A 24,512-nucleotide genomic window follows, 5' to 3' on the forward strand; every position below is an offset into this window, starting at 1 on the left:
AATGTTGTATGTTTATGTTACCACGAATCTTTGTTTTGATTAAAAGAGAAGTGTTGATAAGCTGTGAACAATAAAAAGCACCCAATGGAGGGTGCTTTTTTCTTATTGTGCTGAAAGGCTTGTACTTAATGGGATAGAAGAAATGACGGTGAATTTAGGAGCTGCGGCACCGGATTCTAAATTTTTACGTAAAAGTGACGATTTGATTGACCCGTCCCAATTTTTATAGACACTTCCTGATGTATTTGCACGAAGCTGTACATTCGAAAAGATTGCTTGTGAATAGCTGTTTGTTCCATTATCCTGTACGCCATGTACCATTTTGACAACATCAAGGTTTTTCAGACGGCTAGGGTTGTAAACAGGCTGCTTATAGCGCAATTTCCCATTGACATATAGTGACACCGTGCCATCACCATTGTTGATGAGCTTTAAGTTGATACGTGCGCCATCTTTAATACTTGTATCGTATTCGCTGTTCCAGTATTTACTGCCGCCTTGTGAGCCGCTGCCCAGAAAAACTTTATAGCCAGAAGACGTTTTTGAAATACCGCTCTCTACAACAGCAGAGCCGAGACCGAGATACCAGTCCGCATAGCCGTTTTTAATGGTGGCTGTTTTCGGCAGGACAATATCAGCAGAGATACCTGACCATTTGGCTTCATCTGTTTGCGTCACAATAGCGCCGTGACGAGGACTAGCCGCTGAGGCAGGAAGACTTGAAAACATCAAAACGAAGGCCAAACTTACAATCAAAACGGTGAAACACTTTTTCATGAAAATTCCCCCTTAAATTTGATTCACTTTTATTATATAAAATGAAAGAGGGGGGCTGCTTACAATGTTCTGACTGTTTATGGTAGTATTTATGAACTTTATCGGTCATAAAGTGGTCAACTTGTATTTGAATTGTAATGTGTCTGTAAAATAACTGGGTTCATCTTCATGTATAATGAGTGCAGAAACCAAAAACGGAGGATTTCTTAATGAATAAAAAGCTTATCACGACAATCGTAACAGTAGCTAGTTTATTTTTAGCATTCAGTTTCTCACATGGAGCAAGTGCAAAAAAAGTAAGCGGCAATATTACTTGGTATAATGGTGTCGGCAAAAAAGGCGCAGATGGAAAAAAACTCGGTCATTGGGATGCAGCAACTAAAATGGGCTTTGACGTACCGAAAAAAGGTACAAAACTAAGAGTGACAACAAAAGCGAAACCACATAAAGTGATTACAGTATATAAATATGATGTAGGCAGAATGCCAAATGCTGTATTAGACGTAAGTCCAAAAGCATTCAAAGCACTTGGGTATAAAACAAGTAAAGGTGTCGTAAAAGGGCATTACACTTATTAATACATAGGCATGCAAAGAAGCGGGAAAAGTTCATTTTCTGGCTTCTTTTCTTGTAGAGAGGGTCTGAAAGGCAATGAAAAAATCAACATGGTGGATCATCACAGTTATTGGCATCGCAGTGATTGCGGCAGTTATTTTCTTCATGATGAAGCCTGGGCAAGAGGCAAAACATGCAGGGAAAGTCAAAACAAACCAAGATGCAAAAGACGAATTGCTCGTTTCATTTACAGATCAAAAGTTAAACAATACTTATTACTTGCACGATCGGGCGCTTCATACGGAGAAACTGACAGCATATCCTTCGATTGCTTATGATTCTACGAAACAGGTTTTATATTACACGTATACGGATGAAGATACGCAAAAGGTGAGTATTCGGGAATTAAATGTGAAATCTGACGAAGAAAAAACACTGTTTACGAGTGATGATTCTATCGACAGTATGAGGCTGTCTGGTGACGGAAAGAAGTTATTTCTAAGGTATAACAAGGATTCTGGAGAGCAATTTTATGTCGCATCTTTTGATTTGAAAACACACAAAATGAAAGAGCTGTATCCGGGAAAAAGCAAGGATGATACGGTGAGTTCTTTTGCATATGATCCGACTTCGAATGATTTGGCGATCCAACATTATTCTTTAAAAGAAGATTATCAAAAAACCGATGAAGCAAATGAAAAGGGCAGAGATCCTGAACCAACAACCATGAAAATCACCCTTCAAACAGGTGAGAAGGGGAAACGCATTGCACGTATCTCACAAACGATCAATGATATTTCATTTTCTCCAGATCATAAGAAATTGATTTATACAGAAGTAAAGGTTCGTAAAGAAAAAGAAATATCCTCGATTAAGTTGCTTGATGTAGAAACAGGAAAAACGACGACACTCGTTAAAAACAGCCAGGATGTTCATATTTTAAGTGCTGCACAGCCGCAATTTTCTACGGACGGGTCGTCTGTTTATTTCTTAGGTGTTGCAAAAGACGCAGAAGAATTAAAGGATGACACCGGACGAAAGGCGAAAGTAAGAACGATTTTTGAATACAATATGAAGAAGAAAACAGTGGAAGCCGCTTGGGAGAAGGATGGCGGAATCGTTAATAATTTCACTGTCAATCGATAAAGGAAACGTTCAGTTATTTATATAACTGGACGTTTTTTTATTTTGTCACTTGATATGCTGGAGAAATGGTGGATTTATAGAAGGAAAATCAGTTTTTATGCAGGGATACGAGTGCTATTTTCGTATTTTGCTTATGTGACAGAGGAAAAGAAAAAGAGTAATATGAGTGAACATAAAAAAACGAGAGGACTGATGACATCTCGTTTTCTCTGTTTTATTTGTTTTCATCTAATAAGTTTTGAAAGATAAACAGGGCATTAATGGAGTGAGGGAAGCCAGCAACCTTTGTACAGTGTTTAATAATCTCCATAATCTCTATAACAGAAAGTCCGATATGTAATGCTTGTTCAAAATGAGTCTTTAAGTCTTCATCACAATTGCCTTTTGTGATGAGGGAAGATAATGTGCTGATGGCCTTTTGTTTTTCATCTAATATGAAGTGATTGAATTCTTTTTGTTCACTGAGTTCAATGGTTAGTTGTTCAATGTTTGACCGAATGCTCTCGTTTTCATAAATTGAAAGCTTCTCTCTGTTACCTGCCGCTGTTTCTTGTTTGACCTGGCAAGTCTCTTTTTCTTCATTCAAATTGAACTCCTCCGTTTTTTATCGCAATTTTCCATTTGTTCGTTCATTATGGCTTATGTGCCTTTTGATAGATGTAATGGGTATATAGTAGTATTATCGGTTGCTGCGTCAACTTTTTAAGTATGGAACGCTCTTCAAAGGAATGATTCATGCGATTTATTTTTCCATTTTGAAATGGATCATAAAAGGGCTAATGACTGGATGTCCGTTAGCCCCTTTGTAATCAGCAGTTTCATAAGTTCTACGCATTTAGTGGAAGAGTGGTTTCATTTTTACTGAATGATATCCATCGGCCTCATCATGTCATAATCTTCATGCTCTAAAATATGACAATGCCACACATACCGGCCGCTGTATGGAACAAATCGAGCAACGATCCGAATGACTTCACCTGCATGCGCCTGAATGGTGTCCTTGTAGCCTTGTTCATGTAAAGGAGGCGCTTCGTTTGGTCCGGTATACACGATTTCTCCTGTCGATTGATAGACTTCTGTATCAAATGGTCTTCTGTCTAAAACCCTAAATTGAACAAGGTGCAAATGAATAGGGTGTGTCCCTCTGGTTGGATTGACGATAGACCATACCTCTAGACTGCCAAGACGAGGATTTTCAGTGACAGGGTCATTCCAAAATTGGTTATCGAGCAATAGGATAGGGCGGCCGTATTTATCCTGTGTGCCGGTAAGTGTGAGTGTACGCTCTCTATCAGCTCGACTTGGCCGAAGCGGCGGCAGCGGTTTGAAAATCGGACGTAATGTTTTAGGTACTCTCCCTTTTAGCGGACGTGTGACTTTGAATTGCATAATGTTCGCATCTGTTTCAGGGTTCACATCCTGTCCGCAGCCGGCTGTATTTTTGAGAGTGATCGTTTTGTTTTCGTAAGCTGAAAAGTCGATGATGACATCGAAACGTTCAGCAGGCGCGATGCTAAAGGATTGATGGCGAACGGGTCTTGGCAAAAAGCCCCCATCGGAACCAATTTGCAAGATTGTAGCGTCGTTATCTAGATGCAGCTCGTAAGTTCTAGTATTGGACGCATTTAAAATGCGAAAACGGTATTTTCGCGGCTCTACTTCTAAATATGGCCATACTTTTCCATTGACTAAGATCGTTTCTCCACAAAAAAAGGGCACGATGGATGGGTCTGGTATGTCACTGTCCTCTGGCGTATCGTTTGGTCTGCTAGGATAAAACAGTGAGCCATCCTCCTGAAACGTCCGGTCCATAATCATTAAAGGAATGTCATAGTCATCTTTCGGAAGCTCTAAAGACTTTTCAAATGCATCTGAGATCAAATAAAACCCAGCTAAACCGGCGTACACATTTAGTCGTGTCAATGCCATCGCATGATCGTGATACCATAATGTGCAGGCTTGCTGATGATTTGGGTAGACGTAAGTCTCTCTTTCAAAAAAAGGGCCGGTTGCTTCATAATCCCGTGAAAACCAGGCCTCTGGGTAGCCGTCACTGCTTGCTGGTGTGACGCCGCCGTGCAGATGAACGACTGTTTTGACCTCTGGTTCATCGTGTTGCCCATGGTGAATAGTGTGATCGACAGGCAGAAAATGTTTCAATGGCAATTTGTTCATCCATTTCACTTTGACCTTTTCATTTCGATTGGCTTTAATGGTTGGACCAGGCAAGCTGCCATTATAGGTCCATAGCTTGGTTGGGGGCAGGTCTCTATGAACTTTTAAGAATACCTCCTCCATAGCAATTTCATAATACGTTTGTCTTGGGTTCTTTTTGACGGGCTTCGCGACTTCTGGAATTGGAAGCTCGTCAACAAATTTTTCTAGGTTCATGTTGACTAATCCTCACTTAAATTCAATTTGATACAGTATAAGTGCGGACATCCAAATAGGTGAATAAAATAAAAAAACCCGCTTTTCAGTGGGAGAATTACGGGTGTTTATTTTCAAGCGCCGCATTTGCAGGCACTTTTTTATTCGGTTTAAAGATGAAATAAGCAGCCAGTACGCCAAAGGTAATGATACTCGTCAAAATGAGCTGTGGCCGCATGGATTCGATAAACAGCATCGATGCCAAGATGGCGCAAATGACCAAAATGGTAAAGTACGTGAGGTATGGGAACAGCCACATTTTGATTTTGAGCTGTTCTGGATTTTCTTTTTCGATTTTGCGTCGCATTCTTAATTGTGAAACGGCAATGACCAAGTAAACAAGAAGAGCAATGGCACCAGATGCGTTGACTAAGAACAAAAAGATGGTTTCAGGATAAAAGTAGTTCATCATGACGGCAATGTAGGAAAAGAAGGTACCTGCGACTGTAGCCGCTACAGGAACACCACGTTTGCTGATTTTCATAAAGCGTTTCGGCGCTTCGCCTCTTTCTGCTAATGAATAAAGCATTCTGGACGTTGTGTACAAACCGGAGTTTAAACAAGATAGAACAGCTGTTAAGACAATGACGTTCATGACTTGAGCGGCTGATGGAACACCAATGTATTCTAATACCGCAACGAACGGGCTTGTTAAAATACTTGCGGAATTCCAAGGAAGCAAGGTGACAACGACAGCAATTGATCCGACATAGAATACGATAATACGCCATACAACAGAGCGGGTGGCTGTCGTCACAGATTTGACTGGGTCTGCTGATTCACCGGCCGCTATGGCCACAATCTCCGTTCCCATGAAGGAAAAGATGACGACGACGATTCCGAGTAACACAGAGCTGAATCCATTTGGAAGAAAACCGCCGTTCCCTGTTAGATTGGCAAGACCTGAAGTATGATTACCGCCAAAACCAAAGATAAATGCAAAACCAATGAGTAGAAAGAGAATGATGCTGACGACTTTAATCAATGAAAACCAATATTCAAATTCGCCAAAAGATTTAACAGAAAAGATATTTGTTAATGTTAAGAGGATTGTGAGGATAAGACTTGTGAGCCAAACAGGTGCATCTCCATACCAATATTGAATAATGGCAGCACCGGCAATGGCCTCGATGGCGATGACGATCACCCAGAAGAACCAGTAAAGCCAGCCGATTGTAAAACCGGCCCATGGACCGATGGCATCGCTCGCATATTGTGAGAAAGAACCGCTTGTCGGATAGGCACATGCCATTTCTCCAAGCATTCTCATAATAAAGATCACCAGAAGTCCGGCAAAAGAATAGGAAAGAATGGATCCAGGCCCTGCAGAATGAATGACAGCGCCACTACCAACAAATAGCCCTGCCCCAATGACCCCAGCAATGGAGATCATCGAAATATGTCTTGTTTTAAGGTTTTTTTGAAGACCGTTTGTCATGTTGGACATTTCTTTACCTCCAAACATTTCTCATGAATAGAGAATTTTTTTTTAGAATATTTTAAATTTTATCATACTGAATTGTCATTCAGCATTGGACAGGTTATCAAACTGACATTTCAAACCTCTTAACATGATGTTAAAAAGTAGAAAGGATTTGAGAGATTATGTTCCCTCTTTTCCCTCTGTTTATTTTTAAAATAGCATAAAAAAGGAAGGAGGGAAGTTGTGTCTCAAAATAAAATTATTCTGATAATTTACCAGAGAAGAGTGATTTGACGATATGTCCATTTCGAAGAGAATTGGAAAAAGGTTGATGGGAGTAGGTCTTGAGGTCATTTGACCTTGTAAAAATAAGTTTACTTAGGTCAACACATTTCTATATATCCTATTTTGCTGACATAAGCGAATCATGTTGCTGTAGACCCACACGGGCTTTGCTTTGTAAGATAAATAATAGAAAAGTGATGTGTGAGGAGGCGCGGTTCAACATGGAGCGCTATAACGAATTAAGACAAGGTGAAACAGGTGCTTGGGTCAGCATCATTGCCTATGTGATCTTATCTGCGGTCAAACTCATTATTGGGTATGTGTTTCATTCAGAGGCTCTTTCAGCAGATGGATTGAATAACACGACGGATATTATTGCATCCCTTGCTGTGTTGATTGGGCTGCGTATTTCTCAAAAGCCGCCTGATGAAGATCATCCGTATGGTCATTTTAGAGCGGAAAATATTGCGTCTCTTGTGGCTTCCTTTATCATGATGCTTGTTGGACTTCAGGTTTTGCTGAGTGCAGGCCAGTCGCTCTTCTCATCTGAGCATCAAACGCCGGATATGATCGCGGCTTGGACGGCAGCAGGAAGTGCTGTTGTAATGTACGGTGTGTATATTTATAACCGCAATCTGTCCAAACGAATTAATAGCCAGGCTCTCCATGCGGCAGCTGCTGATAATAAATCAGATGCGTATGTAAGTATTGGAACATTTGTAGGAATCATGGCCTCTCAATTTCAGCTGGCATGGATTGATACGCTAGCAGCCTTTGTCATTGGCTTAATTATTTGTAAAACTGCGTGGGAGATTTTCAGAGATGCCTCTCATTCGTTAACAGACGGTTTTCATATCAAAGATATGTCTAAATACAAAGAGACCATAGAAGCAACACCAGGAGTAGGCGATTTAAAGGATATAAAAGCGCGTTATCTTGGAAGTACAGTCCATGTGGATGTAGTGGTTGAGGTCGAGCCTAACTTGAACATAGCAGAAAGCCATGATATTGCAGATGAAATTGAACGAAGAATGAAGCAGGAGCATGATATTTTACACTCTCATGTTCATATGGAGCCAGCAAGTAAGTCAAAAGAAGAGAAGAAGTCTTTCCCATCGTGAGAAGGCTTCTTTTTTATACGTGCTGATGTTATATGCAAATGCGCGTTGTATGGTAAAGTTAGACTATATGAAATTTGACAGAAACGTGATAGGAGGATCAGGATGGCATTTGATGAACCGATGCATTCAGATTTACAAAAAATCGTAGATAACATCAATAAAGTCATGGTTGGGAAAAAAGACATTGCGATATTAAGCCTTGTAGCGATTTTGGCGAAGGGACATGTGCTGCTCGAGGATGTGCCTGGTGTAGGGAAGACGATGATGGTTCGTGCTTTGGCAAAATCCATTGGCTGTGAGTTTAAGAGAATCCAATTCACTCCTGACCTTTTGCCTTCAGATGTAACAGGCGTGTCGATTTACAATAAAAAGACGAATGAATTTGAATTTAGGCAAGGACCGATCATGGGGCAGATTATTTTAGCTGATGAGATCAACCGGACTTCTCCTAAAACACAATCAGCATTGCTTGAAGCGATGGAGGAAGGCAGTGTCACAGTGGACGGAGAAACGATGCCGCTTGCGGATCCTTTTTTCGTCATGGCGACACAAAACCCAGTGGAATATGAAGGGACTTATCCGCTGCCAGAAGCGCAAATGGACCGGTTTTTATTCAAACTGCAGATGGGATATCCGACCATGCTCGAGGAGCTGGAGGTGCTCAACTTGCAGGAGAAGCAATCCCCGATTGATACGCTCCAAGCTGTCATGACAAAGGAACATATCCATGCGTTGCAGCAGGCTGTTCAGACCATTCATGTGGATGCATCCATTAAAGAATATATTGTTGAAATTGCTCAAGCGACGCGTAAACACCCATCTGTTTATCTAGGTGTGAGTCCAAGGGGATCGATCGCCTTGATGAAAGCGGCACAGGCGTATGCACTTTTGAATCAGCGCGATTATGTGATTCCTGATGATGTACAGTATTTGGCGACTTATACATTACCGCATCGTATGATTTTGACATCAGAAGCGACATATGAAGGGAAGAAGGCGGAGACACTGCTGCGGCAAATGCTTGAGCAAATTGGCGTGCCAGTTCAAAAGTCGATGACTCAATGAAGTCACGTCATCGTGTAGCAATTTCATTATGGTTAAGGGTGATGATGCTCATCATTCTCACTGCGGCAGCCTTTTGTTATGCCATGTTTCAGGGAGGGTTTGTGAGTTGGTTCCTTTTTTATGCATTTTTACCATATGCTTTGTATGCATTGCTGTTTGCACTTATTCCGCTTCGCGCGACAGCCAAGAGGACAATACAGCAAACAAGCTTAAAGGCGGGGGATGTGCTGTCCGTTGACCTTGAAATCAAGCGGACCCATCCATTTCCGTACGTTTACGTCATGATAGAGGATGCTCCGCCAGAGACCTTTCACTTACAGGAACAGATTGAAATGAAGCAAATGCTTTTTCCTTGGTTTCGGAAAACTTGGCGATTTTCCTATCAATTGAATGATGTCATGCGAGGAGAGCATCATTTGACAGCGGTTAGAATCAAAACGGGTGATATGTTTGGGTTTGTTGAAAAAGAAATCATCATTCCGCTAGAGAAAAAACTGCTTGTCTACCCAAAAGTGCTGGATATCCCTGTAGAGCCTGCTGAGTCACTGAGTGAAAATGGAGGCAAAGCGGTTCACTCGTGGTTAAATGAACCGACCCATGTGACAACAGGCATACGAGAATACCAGCAAGGAGACCGTTTTGCTTGGGTAGATTGGAAGACGACGGCCAGAAGAGGCCAGCTGATGACGAAGGAATTTGAACAGAATCAAGCAAAGGACCTTGTCGTGTTTGCTGATTTTACTGATCAAGCTGTTTTTGAAACAGTTGTCTCTATTACATTCTCTGTTCTTCAAACGGCTGTGAAAAAAGGAGTGCCGTCAGGTCTTGTCCCTCTAGGAGATCAGCATGTCTTTCGAGTCGATCAAGGAGAACTTCATTTACAGGACATGCTTTATTATTTAACAAGGGTGCAGCATCAGCCTTCCCGCGCACTAGAATATAAACCGTTAGCAGCAAGTGAGTATCAGCATTCAGGAAAATATGTCGTCACAGGTCAGCTGCAGGAGGAGCTTGCGGCAAGTCTCTTTGGAAATCGAAATAGAAAGAACATCACCGTGCTTTTAGTGAAGAAAGCCGTTGACCGTTTGACGACAAAAGAAAAACAGCTTGCAGACCGGCTCAAGGCCTCTGGAATACGCATCACCCTTTTATTTGAAGACCGGCTGCACGAAAGAACTGTGAGGTGACAAACATTTATGCTGCATACGCATCTGCGGCAAAGCCGTTTTGAATTGTTCATCTATTATGCTGTAGCTTTTCTGCTGCTATGGGAGTGGCTGCGTCCACTTCAAGATTTTACAGAGACGAGCCATACGTCTTATTTCATCATTTTTATCGGGCTTACGTGTTTGTTTACGTTCTTTCGTCTGAAGTGGTATGTGACGTTTCCTATTTGTGCTGGACTGATTTTGCTCGCCTTATATTTGATCTTTTATCAATCAGCGCCAGGCTATCCGGCAGCTTTGTTTGCTGATATCAAGGATAATATCACGTTAATGAGCATGGGCATGTGGAGTGACATGTATCCGTCTTTCCGCACATTGTTGTTTTATATTTTGCTGTGGCTGCTTGTCTACTTGCTTCATTATTGGGTGGTCTATCAGCAGCGTATCTTTTTCTTTTTACTGATGACGATTGTGTATGTCACGATTCTTGATACGTTTACGCCATATGATGCGACTTTTGCGATCGTTCGTATTATGGTATTTGGCTTTTGTTTGCTTGGATTGCTGTATTTCGATCGACTGCGTTCGGCTGAGGGCGTTCGGGTGTCACAGAAAGCGCGTCTAAAGTGGTTTTTGCCTATGCTGGCGCTTGTCCTTCTATCAGCGGCACTGGGTGCTTCTTTGCCGAAGTCAGATCCGAAATGGCCCGATCCTGTCCCGTTTTTTAAGGCGGTCACGAATCAAGATGGGGCAGCTGGGCAGAATAAAGTGGGATATAGTGCAGATGATTCGGCGCTTGGCGGCCCGTTTAGTGAGGACCGTACACCAGTCTTTAAGTGGAGCGGAAAGGAGCCGACTTATTTTCGTGTAGAAACAAAAAGCATTTACACAGGAAAGGGCTGGGAGGATGCATCAAAAGATACAAAGCCTACTCGGTTAAAGGACGAATCTGTGCCGAATCGGTGGTTTACCGAGCGTGTGAAAACAGAGGTGCATGAAACGAGAGTTGATATAGAATCGGACTATCGATTTAATCATGCTGTGTATCCTATTGGAACGATCATGCTGACACCAATGCAAAACATTCCGCTGCAAATCATGGGCAAAACGGAGAAAATTGTCCCGTCTATTCAAAACCCACCCAAAAATTTAGGGAACTATCAAGTCAGCTTTTTATCTCCTACATTTATCCTGGAGGATTTGCAGAGAATCAAAGTACCGACAAAGAAGCAGGTGAATCAGCAGGTTGGCCGTGAATACTTACAGCTTCCATCGTCACTTCCAGAGCGTGTGAAAACTTTGGCAAACAGCTTAACGGAAACGAAAGATAATATGTATGATAAAGCGAAAGCCATCGAGGATTATTTAGGATCTGCGAAGTTTTCATATGAAACGCAGAATGTCGCTGTGCCTGGTCGTAATGAAGATTATGTGGATCAATTTTTATTTGATACGATGATCGGCTATTGTGATAATTTTTCAACCTCTATGATTGTAATGCTTCGTTCGATCGGAATTCCGGCGAGATGGGTGAAAGGGTATACGTCTGGCCAGTTATATGAAACACAAACGGATGGAAACAATGTGTATGAAGTGACCAATAACAATGCGCATTCATGGGTAGAGGTTTATTTTCCAAACAGAGGATGGGTCACCTTTGAACCGACAAAAGGATTTACAAACCCAGAGACATTTACGAATGAAGCTGTTTCAAGCGATCAACCGGATGATCAAAAGGAAGAAAAAGATCAGTCTAGTTCTGATGCAAGTGAAGATCAGCCGCAAGACCAGCCGCAGCAGCAGGAGACAGAGCAGCCGGCACAACCAAAGGAGCGAGCAGCGCAGGCAAAGCCAAATATGGTGCATGTTGGTTGGGTTATAGGTTATGCGGCAGGAGCTATTGTCCTGCTTGGATTCATCAGCTGGATGCTTTATCGATTCAGAGCCAGATGGCTGCCATTCTTTATTGTAAGAAAGGTGAAACGTCTGCCAGAGGATGAAGCATTCTTCTATGCGTATGCAACTCTATTAAAGCAGCTAGGGCGCAGAGGAATCGAGAAAAAGCCAGGTATGACACTAAGAGAATTCGCTTCTTTGATCGAGGAGAAGGATGGAGATCATCACATGTCAGAGCTGACGCAGTTTTATGAACGTGCGCTCTACCGACGAGAGGATGCCTCGGCGCTTTGGCAGCAATCGGCAAAGTTATGGGAAAATTTAATAAACAGGAGATAGTCTTGACCGCGTACCTTCCTGTTGTTAGAATAGGTGAATATTAAAACCTTCTAAAATACATGAAATTGAAGCGTTCGGATGTGAGTCTGGGCGCTTCAAAAGCGTGATTCACTCTGAGAGCAGGTTTTCTCCTCTCATTTTTTCTGTGCGTTTATAAAAAAACTATATTGGACATAGAGGTGACACCATGACAAATTTAGTAAATGAAATGATTTTGGTTCTCGATTTCGGCAGTCAGTACAATCAGCTGATCACACGCCGTATTCGTGAATTTGGTGTGTACAGTGAGCTTCATCCGCACACTTTAACTGCTGAAGAAATTAAAGAAATGGCACCTAAAGGAATCATCCTTTCTGGTGGACCAAACAGTGTTTATGATGAAGGATCTTTCCGCTGTGATGAAAAGATCTTTGATCTGGACATTCCGGTTCTAGGTATTTGCTACGGCATGCAGCTTATGACTCACTATTTAGGCGGGAAAGTAGAAGCGGCCAGCCAGCGTGAATATGGAAAAGCAGATATCCATATTAACGGAACACCTGCTTTATTCAAAGACCTTCCAACTGATCAAGTCGTTTGGATGAGCCATGGTGACCTCGTTGTTGAAGTACCAGAAGGCTTTACAGTCGATGCAACAAGTGCACATTGTCCAAACTCAGCCATGAGCTTAGCTGAGAAGAATTTCTATGGCGTTCAATTCCACCCAGAGGTTCGTCACTCTGAGTACGGAAATGACCTATTGAAAAACTTTGTCTTCGGCGTGTGTGATTGCGATGGCAAATGGTCAATGGAGAACTTCATTGAAATTGAAATGCAGAAAATCCGTGAAACAGTAGGCGACAAGCAAGTATTGTGCGCACTAAGCGGCGGTGTGGATTCATCTGTTGTGGCGGTATTGATCCACAAAGCCATCGGCGATCAGCTGACATGTATTTTCGTTGACCACGGTCTTCTTCGCAAAGGCGAAGCAGAAGGGGTTATGAAAACATTTAGCGAAGGTTTCAACATGAACGTGATTAAAGTAGATGCGAAAGATCGTTTCTTAAACAAGCTAAAAGGTGTGTCTGATCCTGAGCAAAAACGTAAAATCATCGGTAACGAATTCATTTATGTATTCGATGACGAAGCGGACAAGCTAAAAGGAATCGACTACTTAGCACAAGGAACACTTTACACAGACATCATTGAGAGCGGAACAGCAACGGCACAAACAATCAAATCTCACCACAACGTAGGCGGTCTTCCAGAAGACATGCAGTTCGAATTGATTGAGCCACTCAATACTCTATTCAAGGATGAAGTCCGTGCCCTAGGTTCAGAGCTTGGCATTCCTGATGACATCGTCTGGAGACAGCCATTCCCAGGTCCAGGACTAGGTATCCGTGTACTAGGTGAAATTTCTGAAGAAAAACTAGAAATCGTCCGTGAATCTGATGCGATTCTACGCGAAGAAATTGCCAACTTCGGCCTTGAGCGCGACATCTGGCAATACTTCACGGTTCTCCCAGACATCCGCAGCGTAGGTGTCATGGGTGACGCAAGAACATACGACTACACAATCGGCATCCGTGCTGTTACATCTATTGATGGTATGACGAGTGACTGGGCAAGAATCCCTTGGGACGTGCTTGAAAAGATCTCAACTCGTATCGTCAATGAAGTGAAGCATATTAACCGCGTGGTGTATGATATTACGAGTAAGCCGCCTGCTACGATTGAGTGGGAATAATTGTAAAAGAGCTAAAAACCTTTGTGTATCAAGGGTTTCTAGCTCTTTTTTATTTTTAACTGCACTTTTCCCTTCCATTTTAATGTGTTAATGAATCATTCCATCCCTTACACACATCAATCCATTGTGAATAACCGGAGTATTTTTCTAATTGTTTTATTGTGAGTTCAATAGCACTGTTACTGCTCCCGCAGGCTGGATAGACTGTCTCAAAACGTTTGAGTGAAATATCTAAATAAACAGAAACGCCATTCTTTATAGCAAAAGGACATACTCCGCCAATTTCATGACCGACCAAGTCAACGACCTCATGAGGAGAAAGCATTTTAGCTTTTGTTTTAAAATATTCCTTGAATTTTTTGTTATCAATTTTTGCATCGCCAGAGGTCACAATTAAAATAGCTTGTCCATTTACTAGAAAGGAGAGTGTTTTTGCGATTCTTTCTGGTTCGCAGCCCAATGCAGAAGCAGCCAAGTCTACAGTTGCACTAGATACTGAAAATTCTTGGATTCGAGTATCCATATCATATTGTTTAAAATAATCTTTTACTTGTTTGATGGACATGATCATTTCTCCTCTTTATTATCTATTATTTAATCGATATTGATGTGGTGTTAGGTGATACTTTCTCTTAAATAAACGAATGAAATGCTCTACATTTTGATAACCAACGGCTGCCGCAATATGATCTACTTGTGAATTGCTGCCAGTGAGCATTTCGCAGGCTTTTTCTAATCTTATTTCTTGTCGAATCTCACGAAATGATTTGCCAAGCTTACGAGCTATATATTTTGACAGGTAAGACTGTGAAAGGTTAAATTTCTCTGCCATCTCCTGGATGGTGATATGCTCACAACATTGCTGAATATATTGGAGCATTTCAATAATACGTATATCACGATATTGTTTGACCTGATTTACGTTCATATGAATTGGTTTGAATCTTAATAAGAGACATAATAATATCTCAAACAAATTATTCATAATCAACTGGTAACTAGGAAACCGATTATAATTTTCTGTAAATAGTTGAAGAGAGCAGTCTAGCAAATGTTTATCCAAGTGACTATGGAAAATAAGAATATTTTTATTTTCTTTTATATACAATGCATTCAAAAAGAATTCTGAAATGACATTGTTTCCTTTTAACATTTTAAAAAACACTCTTTGAAAAGTACTCTTACGGATCATGATTTGCATGGCGATTGTATTCTCCATCACAATTGGCTTGTGTATGGTGTCAGGTGGAATAAAGGCAATATCTCCTGATTTTAAAGTCATTTTGTTATCTTCCACTTCTACATACATCTCATTTTCCAGAACATAGATCATTTCAAAGAAATCATGGATAGCCGACAATTGAGGCATAAAACGGCTATACTTTCTCACTTCGATATCTTTCTCCTGACCTAACCACATGGTATCTTCCTTTTCAAATTCGTTCTGCCCTTTTTGCAAAAATTCTTCTATATATATTTGTTTATGCATTAAATTGTGCTTATCATAATCCTTCAAAAATAATTGCAATGATTGATTGTCATGCTTTTTCTGTTGGTATTGTTGATAAAAGATTTCTTGTTCGTTATATTCTCTTAAATATTGCATCACTTCATGTTTTTCAAGTTTATCTTTTTCCATCTACATCCAAACCTCTAGTTTATTTACTGCAACTACCAGGGCCTTCACTGTTGCTTCTATAATATCTTTATCAATTCCAGCACCCCAATGCATGTTTCCTTGAGATGAAATTCCAATCTGTGCACAGGCTTTTGCTTGGGAATCTTTGCCCAAAGAATTCTGTTCATAGACTTCCAAAACATATTCGAGATGAAAATATGCTTTTAACGCATTACTGATGGCATCTAAACTTCCAGTGCCAGTTCCTTGTATTTCAATTTGTTGATCATCTCTCAGCAAAGTTAAGGTGACTTCCTGCTTCTCTCCTTTATGAAATTGATAATCAAGCAGCTGGAAATGAGGGTGAAAATCAACATACTGTTCTTTAAAAACATGATATATTTCTTCGACAGACAATTCCCTATTTGTCTGATCAGATACTTTCTTCGCTGCATATCCCATGGCTTCATTCATTTGATAAGGAAGTTGAATGCCATAATTTGTTTCTAGTATATAGCCTATGCCGCCTTTTCCAGACTGGCTATTGATTCGAATCACATCCGTTTGATAATTCCTCCCCAAGTCAACTGGATCTACTGGGATATACGGAACGTCCCATTTATCAACTTTATTTTCTTTTCTATATTTCATACCTTTAGATATCGCATCTTGATGTGACCCAGAGAATGCGGTGAAAACCATTTCCCCAGAATAGGGCTGCCTCTCAGGAACAGTGATTTTTGTTAGTTTTTCATATTTTTTACGAATCGCTTCTAGGTTATTGAAATTCAATTTTGGATCATAACCTTGTGAATACATATTCATCGCCAAGGTAATCAAGTCAACGTTCCCTGTACGTTCACCGATACCAAATAATGTACCTTCGACTCTTTCTGCGCCAGCTAGAACACCAAATTCTGCATCACTCACCCCAGAGCCGCGGTCATTATGAGGATGAACAGATAATGTCACACTGTCTCGGTAAGACAGATTTTTGTGTATATACTCAATCTGACTTGCAAAGATATGAGGCATTGAATATTCAACTGTTGTCGGAATATTGATGATGGCTTTATGAGCTGGTGTCGGTTTCCAAATGTCTAAAACACTATTACAAATATCTAACGCATAATCAACTTCTGTTCCTGGAAAGCTTTCAGGACTATATTGAAAATAAATATCACTATTTGTTTTTTCGGCAAGTTCTTTTACTAAAATAGCTCCATCAATGGCAATTTGTTTAATTTCATCTTTTGTTTTCTTAAATACCTGTCTGCGCTGCGCTTCTGAAGTCGAATTATATAAATGAACAATCGCTTTCGGTACTCCCTTAATGGCTTCGAAGGTTCGGCGGATAATATGCTCTCTCGCTTGTGTGATCACCATAATCGTGACATCGTCTGGAATCATATGATGATCAATCAGTGTCCTTAATAGCCTAAACTCCGTATCAGAAGCAGCTGGAAATGCGATCTCAATTTCTTTAAAACCTATCTCTACTAATAACTGAAACATTTCCAATTTTTCTTCTAAGTTCATAGGAATAGGTAATGCTTGATTACCATCCCGTAAGTCCACACTGCACCATATCGGAGCACTTTCTAATGTTTCTTTCTTCACCCAATCATAAGTAAGGTTCGGTGGCAAAAAGTATTTCTTTTCGTATTTTTTGTGGTTAAACATCATCGATTCCTCCTAGAAAATAGAATATAAAAAAAGCCTTTCATCCCCAATATTTACCTTGGAGACGAAAGACTTCTTCTTACGCGGTACCACCCCTGTTTCATGATAAACAAACATTATCATGCCCTTATTCGGATACAGATTGTTTGATCTTATATCCTTCCCATATAACGGTGGGAGCCGTCCTTAACTACATTGATACTTTTCATTTCACTAAGGCTACTCTAAGGTGAGTTCCCTGCCTTTTTGTTATTGCTTCTCATCAGCCAGCAACTTTCTGAAAACATTTCGGCAAGTACTATTCCTTATCATCGCATTCTCATTTTTCTGATTTTTTCTATTATACCAAGTCTATAAAAAAGAGATAGTGATAGGGATATCTTTTTCAATTGATTTTTTTTGTTCTATGGGTGCTTATCTTCATTTTTAATTTTTTTCTTTGAGCCTTTAACCAATCTATTTTTGTCTACACAAAACCTTACCAGAATTTCGGTATAGTTTTTCTTTATTTTACTTCTGTTTTAATGGTGAAAGTGAAATCTAGAATAACTAGCGTGTTTTGCTAGAGTTTGAAGATGTAAATCATCTTTCAGATGTTGTTCAATATAATTTAATGTTTCTTGAATCGTTTCTCATGTTCTTGCTAGGACAATCGAGCACCTCTTTACCTAACGAGTTTTAGTATAGCGGAAATACTTTTTAGGAAACTAGATTTTTTCTGCTTTTGCAATACTAGAATGGACCTTCTAGTAGGAGGTAGCAGTATGATAGGTGAAATTTCTGATAAAGAGAATATTCTAAGGTAAACAGTTATTCTAACTATAAACAAATTATGAATAGTGTTTATATACCTTATGAAACGAATGTTGAGGAAAGTACATTCTCTGTTCTAAAAAGGATATTGGAGAAGAGCAGAGCCGAGATAGATTTGCTTCTATCCCGCTTCGTTCCAATTCACTAAAAGATAGCATTTTCGCACATGGTTATTAACAAGTAAAGAAAAATGGTGGTGCGAGGTACTCAAAATATTATGCAAGTCTAGTATTTGGAACGTTCCGTAAAAGTTTAGATAAAGCTGTTGAAATGCAATACTAGAAATGAACATATTTAAGAAAGTTAGAGCTATTCCTTAAGGTAAGGCGATTGTGTCTATTGGACAACAATAAATATATTAACAATATGGCGAAATTGATAATTGGAGATAGGGTTAGGTAATTCAAAAGATTATATTTTTAGTTATGATTGGTTTCCAATGATTAAATCGACAATAGGCAGTATCATTAAACGCTATTCTCAATTCGCAGGAGTAACAAGGATTCAAGATAACTTAATTATATGCTTAAGTAGGTCTAGTAAAATGCTTTTCACTCAAGTTTCAGTAGTGTTGCAGTCTAGTATCATTTATTCCGAATAAAGAAAATTGTTCATTTAAATAGGCGTATGTCAATTATATTTATTTGACATACGCCATAATTTTAATAGCTAATACAAGAAACTTCTAATGATCATATCTATTGCTTGTCAGTTTTTCGTTTTTGCTGGAATTGCTAGCGTTGCTGTATCTATGGAGTTTGAATAGTTCAGTATTTTAATGGAAATTATTTAAAGTAAATATCTTTATAAACTTTATCATTAAATGATTCGAGTTTAGTGCCTTTATTAATTAACTTTCCCCTAAAATAGACAGTTGTTAAATTTTCTTTGTCAAGATAGACTAGTAACTTTGAAGTAGTTGGGCGTTTTGACATAATTGTGATATTAGAATATATTTTTGGAAGATTACTATTTTGAAATTCAATTTCTAACATGTTTTTCCCAAATGAGGCCGTTCTAATCAATGCCTTACCATAAAAAATTCTGTTTGTTTCCTCGGGGAAATAGTGATTTTTAGCAGAGAGAAATAATTCATCGAGTGATATTTTTGAATTATCAATAGATATAAATTGATTGAGATTATCTACAGTTGTATCTTCATAAAGGTCAACAAAACTGGCAATTGAGTAAAGGTGTCTTGATTCTCTACGTGTTTTGTTATTAGGCGTTGATAAAATAGCATCTGAATTTTTAGAACTTGAAACACCTTCAGTTACAGTAATTTTACTAGCTGTTCTGCTAATAGATTTTGTCATTTGTATTATTCCATTTTTTTCAATTACTTCCTTGGCTGAGTCTGCTTCTTTTTTTGCTTGGTCTTTTGCCTCGGATATAGACATCTCTGTACAACCAATAATATGCAGTTCATCTAATGATGATGGGGTGAAATAATACCTTTTACCATTTTTACCCCAATTAGTGCATGTCAATCTTATGTTACAATTGGTATCACTACAACGAAATTGCCTTTCATCAAGTAACTTTCCTTCACAAGATAATTTACTTGCGTATTTTGCACTTATACTTTCTTTTAATTCTAAACTATACGCTCTTTCGGCCACGATATACCTCCTTACAAATATAGATAATATTACTATTTTATCATTAAATGACATTTTTATTTAGTAATGAAAATTAATTTCAAGAGAATTGATTAGTGTATAGAATTGACAAATGAAATCATAATTGTTAAATTAGGTGGTCTTCATCATTATTTACATAAGGTGGACGAATTTTTTCCAACATCCCATAGGTTTGAAAAATTCAAATAGTGATTGAAATGTTACACCCCAATAATCTTGAGAAAATAAATAACGAACTGAATTCATCCATTGTGGTAATACAGATAAATTTCCAATAGAGTGAGTGAAAGTAGCTAATTTTTCTAACGCAACAATATGCATTTCAATCTATTCAAGCCTTTTGAAATCCTCATTATAAATTAATAAATGATATTGATCTATAAGAGCCCTTTCTGGATTAATGAAAATTTTATCGTATACAGTGTTTTTATTTTCTGAGTTGATCACATTGTTTTTAATCAAAAACGAATTTTTTGTTTCTTCGCGGATCACTTTATCTGTACCTAAATTACATCAAAAATGGAGAAGAGTCCTTATCGCAATCTGCTTACTACCGATTTTTCCCGAAGTATTAAAACTCCCGACTTATTTAATTTACCAATCTTATACTCTAATATGAGCCTAATTGGTGATGTAACTTTTATTGATTCTTTGAAATAATTTTTTTAAAATCCCATTCCTAGGGCATTATTTCTAAATCTTCGAACTTTTTAAATCAGTTTTCTATCTACATGTTATTCATTTTTTACTTCTCCTTTGTACAACAGGATTTTTCGTAATCCCTCTTCAAAATCGAATACATAAACACATCATCAAACCCATTCTGACCAAGATCATACTCCCTTAATAAACCCTCTCGTACAAAATTAACCTTCTCCAATAATTGAACAGAAGACGTATTAGCTGGATCAATAATCGCTTCAATCCGGTTCAAATTCATTTCCTGAAAACCATATTTTAACACCGCAGCAATCGCTTCCTTCATTATGCCTTTTCTCCAATGATCGTGATGCAATTCATAGCCAATTTCCGTGCGGCAGTGCTGTTTTTCTAGGTTGAGAAAGCCGCAGCTGCCGATGATCGCAGGATCATCTTTTAGAGAAATGCCCCAGCGGATGCCTGTTTGTTCTTTGAAGATGTCGTGATACCACTTGATTTCTCCTTTTGTGTCTTCAATCGTTTCATGAGCATCAATGCCCATGTAGCGGCACACGGTTTCATTGGATAAGTAGATGTGCATATCCTCAGCGTCTTCGATTGTTGCTTGTTTTAAGATTAGTCTTTCGGTATGTATGGTTGGAAATGATTGCGGGAATATCAGTTTATGTCTATACATATTTTTCTCCTCGTGCAATTTTATTTAAATTATACCTGTACTGGTCGATTTTGTGTAATGCTTTGGTATAATATGTGAGAATGTGATTGAGGGGATAATTCACAAACAGAATTCGATTAAAAGCAAAAGAGGATAATTGAAATGGGTATTTTTCTAATTATGATCGTCATCGTGATGATCATCGTATCTTTAGCGATCTATTTGTTTAAAAAGGGAATCATCCATTCTAAAGTGTTAGTGATTGTAGGTTCTGTTTTAGGAGGAACCGCACTATTTGTTTGGGTGGCTATGTTTTTTAATTTTCACTCTGTATCTTTAATAAATGAATCGCTAGGTCATTTTAAGATCGGTGAAAAATTTGAGGGAGATCATACTTTTGCGGAGAATACTCAATTCTCTCATCCTAAACAGAGGGTCTATATGGAAAAAGAAAATCAAGATTTTGTAGTTTCAGCTGATCAATATCATCGAATTACATCTATTTACAATCAGTCAAAACAGAAAAAACTCAAAACATCTAAGGGAATCACTATTGGAGACGATTATTCATCTGTGATACAAACATATGGAGATCAATTCAAGAAGCTCTGGTTTGTCGAAGGGTATAGCAAAGGTATACAATATCAAGATCAATCAAATGGTATCATTCTAGAGTTCTTTTTCAATGACAATAAACTAGCACTCATTGAACTTCGTAGTAAACGGAAATAAAAAAGTAGAAAGTAAAAACAAGCATTTCAATTGAAATGCTTGTTTTTATGTTTCTTTTCCATAACATGTCTTACAATAAAAAACCCCTTCATTCCTGAGCCAAGCCTTTACCTCTGTCATTCCTTTTCTTTTTGGATAGACCAGCTTGACGTACACTTCTTCGTTTCCTTCTATCTTTTTCTGACAGCTAGCACACATGGGTTCTTTAAATGGAAACAAATGGAAAATTCCTTTTAACTCAGTTTCTTCCATCATAACAAAAATTGAAATGTTTTCTATTGGTTTTCCGGTGTCTTTCGTTGGGCACGTTTGTGTAAATAAAAAGAATACCGAATCAACATCAACGCCACAAAACTAGCTATCCCGCCAATCCAACTTAAATTCGTTACATTTGTATACTGTATAATCACGCCGCCCATTGACGATCCGAGCATCATGCCGATGTTCATAATCGCTGTATTAAAGCTCAGCACGGTTTCTGATGCTTGGGGTTTAAGGGAGATCAGATAGTATTGCTTCGCTGGTGTTGTTGTCCATGTGGCGATGCCCCAAATAGCGAGTGTGATCAAGACGCTAATTGTAGAGAATTGCGTAAAGAATAAGGCAAAGAGAGCGAACATCTGGATCATGATGCTGATCGAGATGGTTCGGTTTGGTCCCCATTGATCGACGGCGAAGCCGCCAAAGCGTGAGCCAATAAAAGCAGAAATGCCTAAGACGAGCAAGGCCATGCTTGTCATTTCAAGTGAAAAGCCGGCGGTCTGTCGTAATAAAGGAGAGATATAAGCAAAGACCATCGTGTAGCCTAAGATCCAAAAGACCGTCGTGGCTAATCCGCTGATCACTCTGCGGTCTTGAAGGATGTGTAATTGCTGCTTCAATGGCAGATGAGAATGTCCCTCTATGCGTGGCAGCAATTGATAAAGAAGCAAGAAGAGACAAGCAGTACCTAGTGCAATGATGAGAAAAATATAGTGCCAATCCACATGGCCTGATAGAAATGTTCCAATCGGCACACCAAATACGAGTGAAACAGTGAATCCAGTGATGACAGTCGCCATTGCGCTTCCCTTTTTTTCTGGCGGGGCGATCTGCGCTGCATAATTCGTGGCGACGACAATATATAAGCCGCCGCTCATGGCCATGATGACCCGAGAGAGCAGGAGCAGCACAAAATGATGGCTGAAAAAGGCGAGCATATTGCCTAAAATAAACACAAAAATAGCTGATAACAAAACCTTTTTTCGGTTTAGCTTCGACGTTGCCATGACTAAAAAGAGAGCGCCTACTGCATAAAAAAGAGAATAGACGGTGATGAGCTGACCGGCAGCAGGAATGGAGATGTGTAAATCAACAGCAATGATATCTAGAATGCCTGACACGACGAATTCTGACGTGCCTGTGACAAAAGAACCGACAGCTAAAAGAACAATCAATAGCTGATGAGAAGTATTTTTCATTTTGAACCCTTCCTTCATGTTGATACGTTGTCTTTAGTTTAAATTCCGTGCTAACATAAGTAAAATTGATGTTTTTCATGAAGGAGATGAGTAAATACTCATGAGCTTTGTTCGCTTTGATATTATCGCAAAAGTTGTGGAGCTTGGCAGTTTTACAGCAGCAGCTGAAGCATTAAATATGACGCAGTCCGCTGTCAGTCATGCAGTGGCGAATTTAGAGTCAGAGTGGGGTGTGTCTTTATTCATTCGCGACCGAAAAAAGGGCATTATGCTGACGGACATTGGTCAAACGCTTCTCCCGCATATTAGAGAAGTGTTAAATAGAGTGGAGAAAATTCAGCAAGAAATTGCGTTAACGAAAAATATTGAAACAGGCTTGATTCGTATCGGCACATTTGCCAGTGCCTCGGCTTGTTTACTGCCTAAACTGCTTGTGAGCTATCAGAAAAAACATCCGAAAATCGAATTTAAATTTTATGAGGGAACGTATGAAGAAATATTGGAGTGGCTGGATTCAGGCATCATTGATGTTGGATTTGTTGTGAAAGGCCATGCGGATGAAGCCTTTGATTTACTGCCGCTTATGAAAGATGAGATGGTGGTCGCCTATCACCCAAATCATCGGTATGAACAGCAGCCCATTGTAGATATAACAGATTTGGCAGATGAACCATTTATTATGCCGACTGGCATGTATCAATCACATGTAGAGGATATTTTTTCAGAGGCGCAAATGAAGCCAGCTGTTTTATTTGAAGTACATGATTGTACGACCATTGCCCGTATGGTCGGAGAAGGACTTGGCGTCACAATAGGCCCTGAGTTATTTTTAAAAACGCAGCAGCTTGTGCATATTCGCCAGCTGAATGTCTCTCATCATCGTGAGGTTGCGCTTGCCTGTCCGTCGCTCTCTCAAGCTTCTCCGGCAGTGAAAGAGTTTTTCCATGTAGCCGAAGCGGTTTTTGCAAAAGAGAAGGATTTGGAGAAGGGTGTATAAAGAACTAGATATGAATTTCCAAATTCGTGTAATAAGCCGAATGAAGCGGACATTTCTTTGAAAAATGTTCGCTTTTCGTATTGTGTTTTAAAAATGAAGTTGGTACAATAGACACAGAAATCAAATAGATAGAAGTCGTATAATCGCGGGGATATGGCCCGCAAGTTTCTACCAAGCTACCGTAAATGGCTTGACTACGTCAATTCACACTCGTTTGATATAAATCATGCATTGTTCTTGTTTTATGTCACAGTCTGAATTCACATATGTAGTCAAGCGTCCCAAAATTGTTGGGGCGTTTTTTATTTGACTAGTGAAT

Annotated in this window: 19 protein-coding genes, 2 pseudogenes, 1 riboswitch and 1 other annotated feature; of the genes and pseudogenes, 10 read left to right on the forward strand and 11 right to left on the reverse strand. The window is 39.4% G+C overall.

What is annotated here, in order from left to right; all coding sequences use genetic code 11:
• Nucleotides 1-102: 102 nt before the first annotated feature.
• Nucleotides 103-777, reverse strand: coding sequence for a hypothetical protein (locus EV579_RS15755; RefSeq protein ID WP_133744799.1), 675 nt, complete (start codon nucleotides 775-777; stop codon nucleotides 103-105).
• A gap of 209 nt (nucleotides 778-986) precedes the next feature.
• On the opposite strand from EV579_RS15755, the gene EV579_RS15760 reads away from it, so the two are divergent.
• Together EV579_RS15760 and EV579_RS15765 are read left to right on the forward strand one after the other, a co-directional pair.
• Nucleotides 987-1,355, forward strand: coding sequence for an RlpA-like double-psi beta-barrel domain-containing protein (locus EV579_RS15760; protein ID WP_024424478.1), 369 nt, complete (start codon nucleotides 987-989; stop codon nucleotides 1,353-1,355).
• A gap of 73 nt (nucleotides 1,356-1,428) precedes the next feature.
• Nucleotides 1,429-2,478, forward strand: a complete 1,050-nt coding sequence (locus tag EV579_RS15765) for a hypothetical protein (RefSeq protein WP_103132253.1) — start codon at nucleotides 1,429-1,431, stop codon at nucleotides 2,476-2,478.
• Between the two features lie 214 nt (nucleotides 2,479-2,692).
• Here the strand turns inward: EV579_RS15765 and EV579_RS15770 are convergent, their stop codons facing one another.
• The 3 genes and pseudogenes from EV579_RS15770 to gabP all read right to left on the reverse strand — a co-directional run.
• Nucleotides 2,693-3,064, reverse strand: a complete 372-nt coding sequence (locus EV579_RS15770; protein WP_044335638.1) for a carboxymuconolactone decarboxylase family protein — start codon at nucleotides 3,062-3,064, stop codon at nucleotides 2,693-2,695.
• 272 nt (nucleotides 3,065-3,336) lie between these two features.
• Nucleotides 3,337-4,869 (reverse strand): multicopper oxidase family protein, encoded by a 1,533-nt coding sequence (locus EV579_RS15775; RefSeq protein WP_073204075.1) that lies wholly within the window; start codon nucleotides 4,867-4,869, stop codon nucleotides 3,337-3,339.
• A gap of 89 nt (nucleotides 4,870-4,958) precedes the next feature.
• Nucleotides 4,959-6,355, reverse strand: a pseudogene (gene gabP / locus EV579_RS15780) (GABA permease); the annotation flags it as partial.
• A gap of 482 nt (nucleotides 6,356-6,837) precedes the next feature.
• On the opposite strand from gabP, the gene EV579_RS15785 reads away from it, so the two are divergent.
• From EV579_RS15785 to guaA, 5 genes are all read left to right on the forward strand, one after another.
• Nucleotides 6,838-7,737 (forward strand): cation diffusion facilitator family transporter, encoded by a 900-nt coding sequence (locus EV579_RS15785; RefSeq protein WP_044335634.1) that lies wholly within the window; start codon nucleotides 6,838-6,840, stop codon nucleotides 7,735-7,737.
• A 102-nt stretch (nucleotides 7,738-7,839) separates the two neighbouring features.
• On the forward strand, nucleotides 7,840-8,802 hold the full coding sequence (locus tag EV579_RS15790) for an AAA family ATPase (protein ID WP_024424484.1): 963 nt from the start codon (nucleotides 7,840-7,842) through the stop codon (nucleotides 8,800-8,802).
• Between the two features lie 101 nt (nucleotides 8,803-8,903).
• A complete protein-coding gene (locus tag EV579_RS15795) occupies nucleotides 8,904-9,989 on the forward strand; it encodes a DUF58 domain-containing protein (protein ID WP_243837435.1) in 1,086 nt (361 codons plus the stop codon).
• A 9-nt stretch (nucleotides 9,990-9,998) separates the two neighbouring features.
• Nucleotides 9,999-12,203, forward strand: a complete 2,205-nt coding sequence (locus EV579_RS15800) for a DUF4129 domain-containing transglutaminase family protein (protein ID WP_133744800.1) — start codon at nucleotides 9,999-10,001, stop codon at nucleotides 12,201-12,203.
• Nucleotides 12,204-12,390: 187 nt separating this feature from the next.
• A complete protein-coding gene (guaA, locus tag EV579_RS15805) occupies nucleotides 12,391-13,932 on the forward strand; it encodes a glutamine-hydrolyzing GMP synthase (RefSeq protein WP_024424487.1) in 1,542 nt (513 codons plus the stop codon).
• A 79-nt stretch (nucleotides 13,933-14,011) separates the two neighbouring features.
• Here guaA and EV579_RS15810 read toward each other — a convergent pair whose 3' ends face one another.
• The 3 genes from EV579_RS15810 to EV579_RS15820 are packed head-to-tail and all read right to left on the reverse strand — an operon-like array spanning nucleotide 14,012 to nucleotide 17,233.
• Nucleotides 14,012-14,497, reverse strand: coding sequence for a YbaK/EbsC family protein (locus tag EV579_RS15810; RefSeq protein ID WP_133744801.1), 486 nt, complete (start codon nucleotides 14,495-14,497; stop codon nucleotides 14,012-14,014).
• A gap of 18 nt (nucleotides 14,498-14,515) precedes the next feature.
• Entirely contained in the window at nucleotides 14,516-15,571 is a 1,056-nt protein-coding gene (locus EV579_RS15815; protein WP_133744802.1) for a helix-turn-helix domain-containing protein, read from the reverse strand.
• Complete coding sequence (locus EV579_RS15820; RefSeq protein WP_133744803.1) at nucleotides 15,572-17,233, reverse strand: 2-isopropylmalate synthase; 1,662 nt, start codon at nucleotides 17,231-17,233, stop codon at nucleotides 15,572-15,574.
• 57 nt (nucleotides 17,234-17,290) lie between these two features.
• Nucleotides 17,291-17,554 (reverse strand) — a binding site (T-box leader).
• Between the two features lie 466 nt (nucleotides 17,555-18,020).
• On the opposite strand from EV579_RS15820, the pseudogene EV579_RS19440 reads away from it, so the two are divergent.
• A pseudogene (locus EV579_RS19440) lies at nucleotides 18,021-18,554 on the forward strand (tyrosine-type recombinase/integrase); the annotation flags it as partial.
• A gap of 277 nt (nucleotides 18,555-18,831) precedes the next feature.
• Here EV579_RS19440 and EV579_RS15835 read toward each other — a convergent pair.
• Together EV579_RS15835 and EV579_RS15840 are read right to left on the reverse strand one after the other, a co-directional pair.
• Nucleotides 18,832-19,668, reverse strand: coding sequence for a hypothetical protein (locus EV579_RS15835; protein ID WP_133744804.1), 837 nt, complete (start codon nucleotides 19,666-19,668; stop codon nucleotides 18,832-18,834).
• Nucleotides 19,669-20,434: 766 nt separating this feature from the next.
• Nucleotides 20,435-21,025 (reverse strand): GNAT family N-acetyltransferase, encoded by a 591-nt coding sequence (locus EV579_RS15840; RefSeq protein ID WP_133744805.1) that lies wholly within the window; start codon nucleotides 21,023-21,025, stop codon nucleotides 20,435-20,437.
• A gap of 141 nt (nucleotides 21,026-21,166) precedes the next feature.
• Between EV579_RS15840 and EV579_RS15845 the strand changes: the two genes are divergently transcribed.
• The gene (locus tag EV579_RS15845) at nucleotides 21,167-21,736 is read left to right on the forward strand and encodes a hypothetical protein (RefSeq protein ID WP_133744806.1); all 570 of its coding nucleotides are present in this window, start codon (nucleotides 21,167-21,169) and stop codon (nucleotides 21,734-21,736) included.
• A 45-nt stretch (nucleotides 21,737-21,781) separates the two neighbouring features.
• Here the strand turns inward: EV579_RS15845 and EV579_RS19195 are convergent, their stop codons facing one another.
• The gene (locus EV579_RS19195; RefSeq protein ID WP_133744807.1) at nucleotides 21,782-21,955 is read right to left on the reverse strand and encodes a Fe3+ hydroxamate ABC transporter substrate-binding protein; all 174 of its coding nucleotides are present in this window, start codon (nucleotides 21,953-21,955) and stop codon (nucleotides 21,782-21,784) included.
• A gap of 56 nt (nucleotides 21,956-22,011) precedes the next feature.
• Nucleotides 22,012-23,196: an MFS transporter gene (locus EV579_RS15855; RefSeq protein ID WP_133744808.1), complete on the reverse strand. Its 1,185-nt coding sequence runs from the start codon at nucleotides 23,194-23,196 to the stop codon at nucleotides 22,012-22,014.
• A 100-nt stretch (nucleotides 23,197-23,296) separates the two neighbouring features.
• On the opposite strand from EV579_RS15855, the gene EV579_RS15860 reads away from it, so the two are divergent.
• Complete coding sequence (locus EV579_RS15860) at nucleotides 23,297-24,193, forward strand: LysR family transcriptional regulator (protein WP_044335216.1); 897 nt, start codon at nucleotides 23,297-23,299, stop codon at nucleotides 24,191-24,193.
• 115 nt (nucleotides 24,194-24,308) lie between these two features.
• Nucleotides 24,309-24,410: riboswitch (purine riboswitch) on the forward strand.
• Nucleotides 24,411-24,512: the final 102 nt, after the last annotated feature.

This window comes from Bacillus sp. BK450, assembly GCF_004364885.1.
GTDB classification, from domain to species: Bacteria; Bacillota; Bacilli; order Bacillales; family Bacillaceae; genus Bacillus; species Bacillus safensis.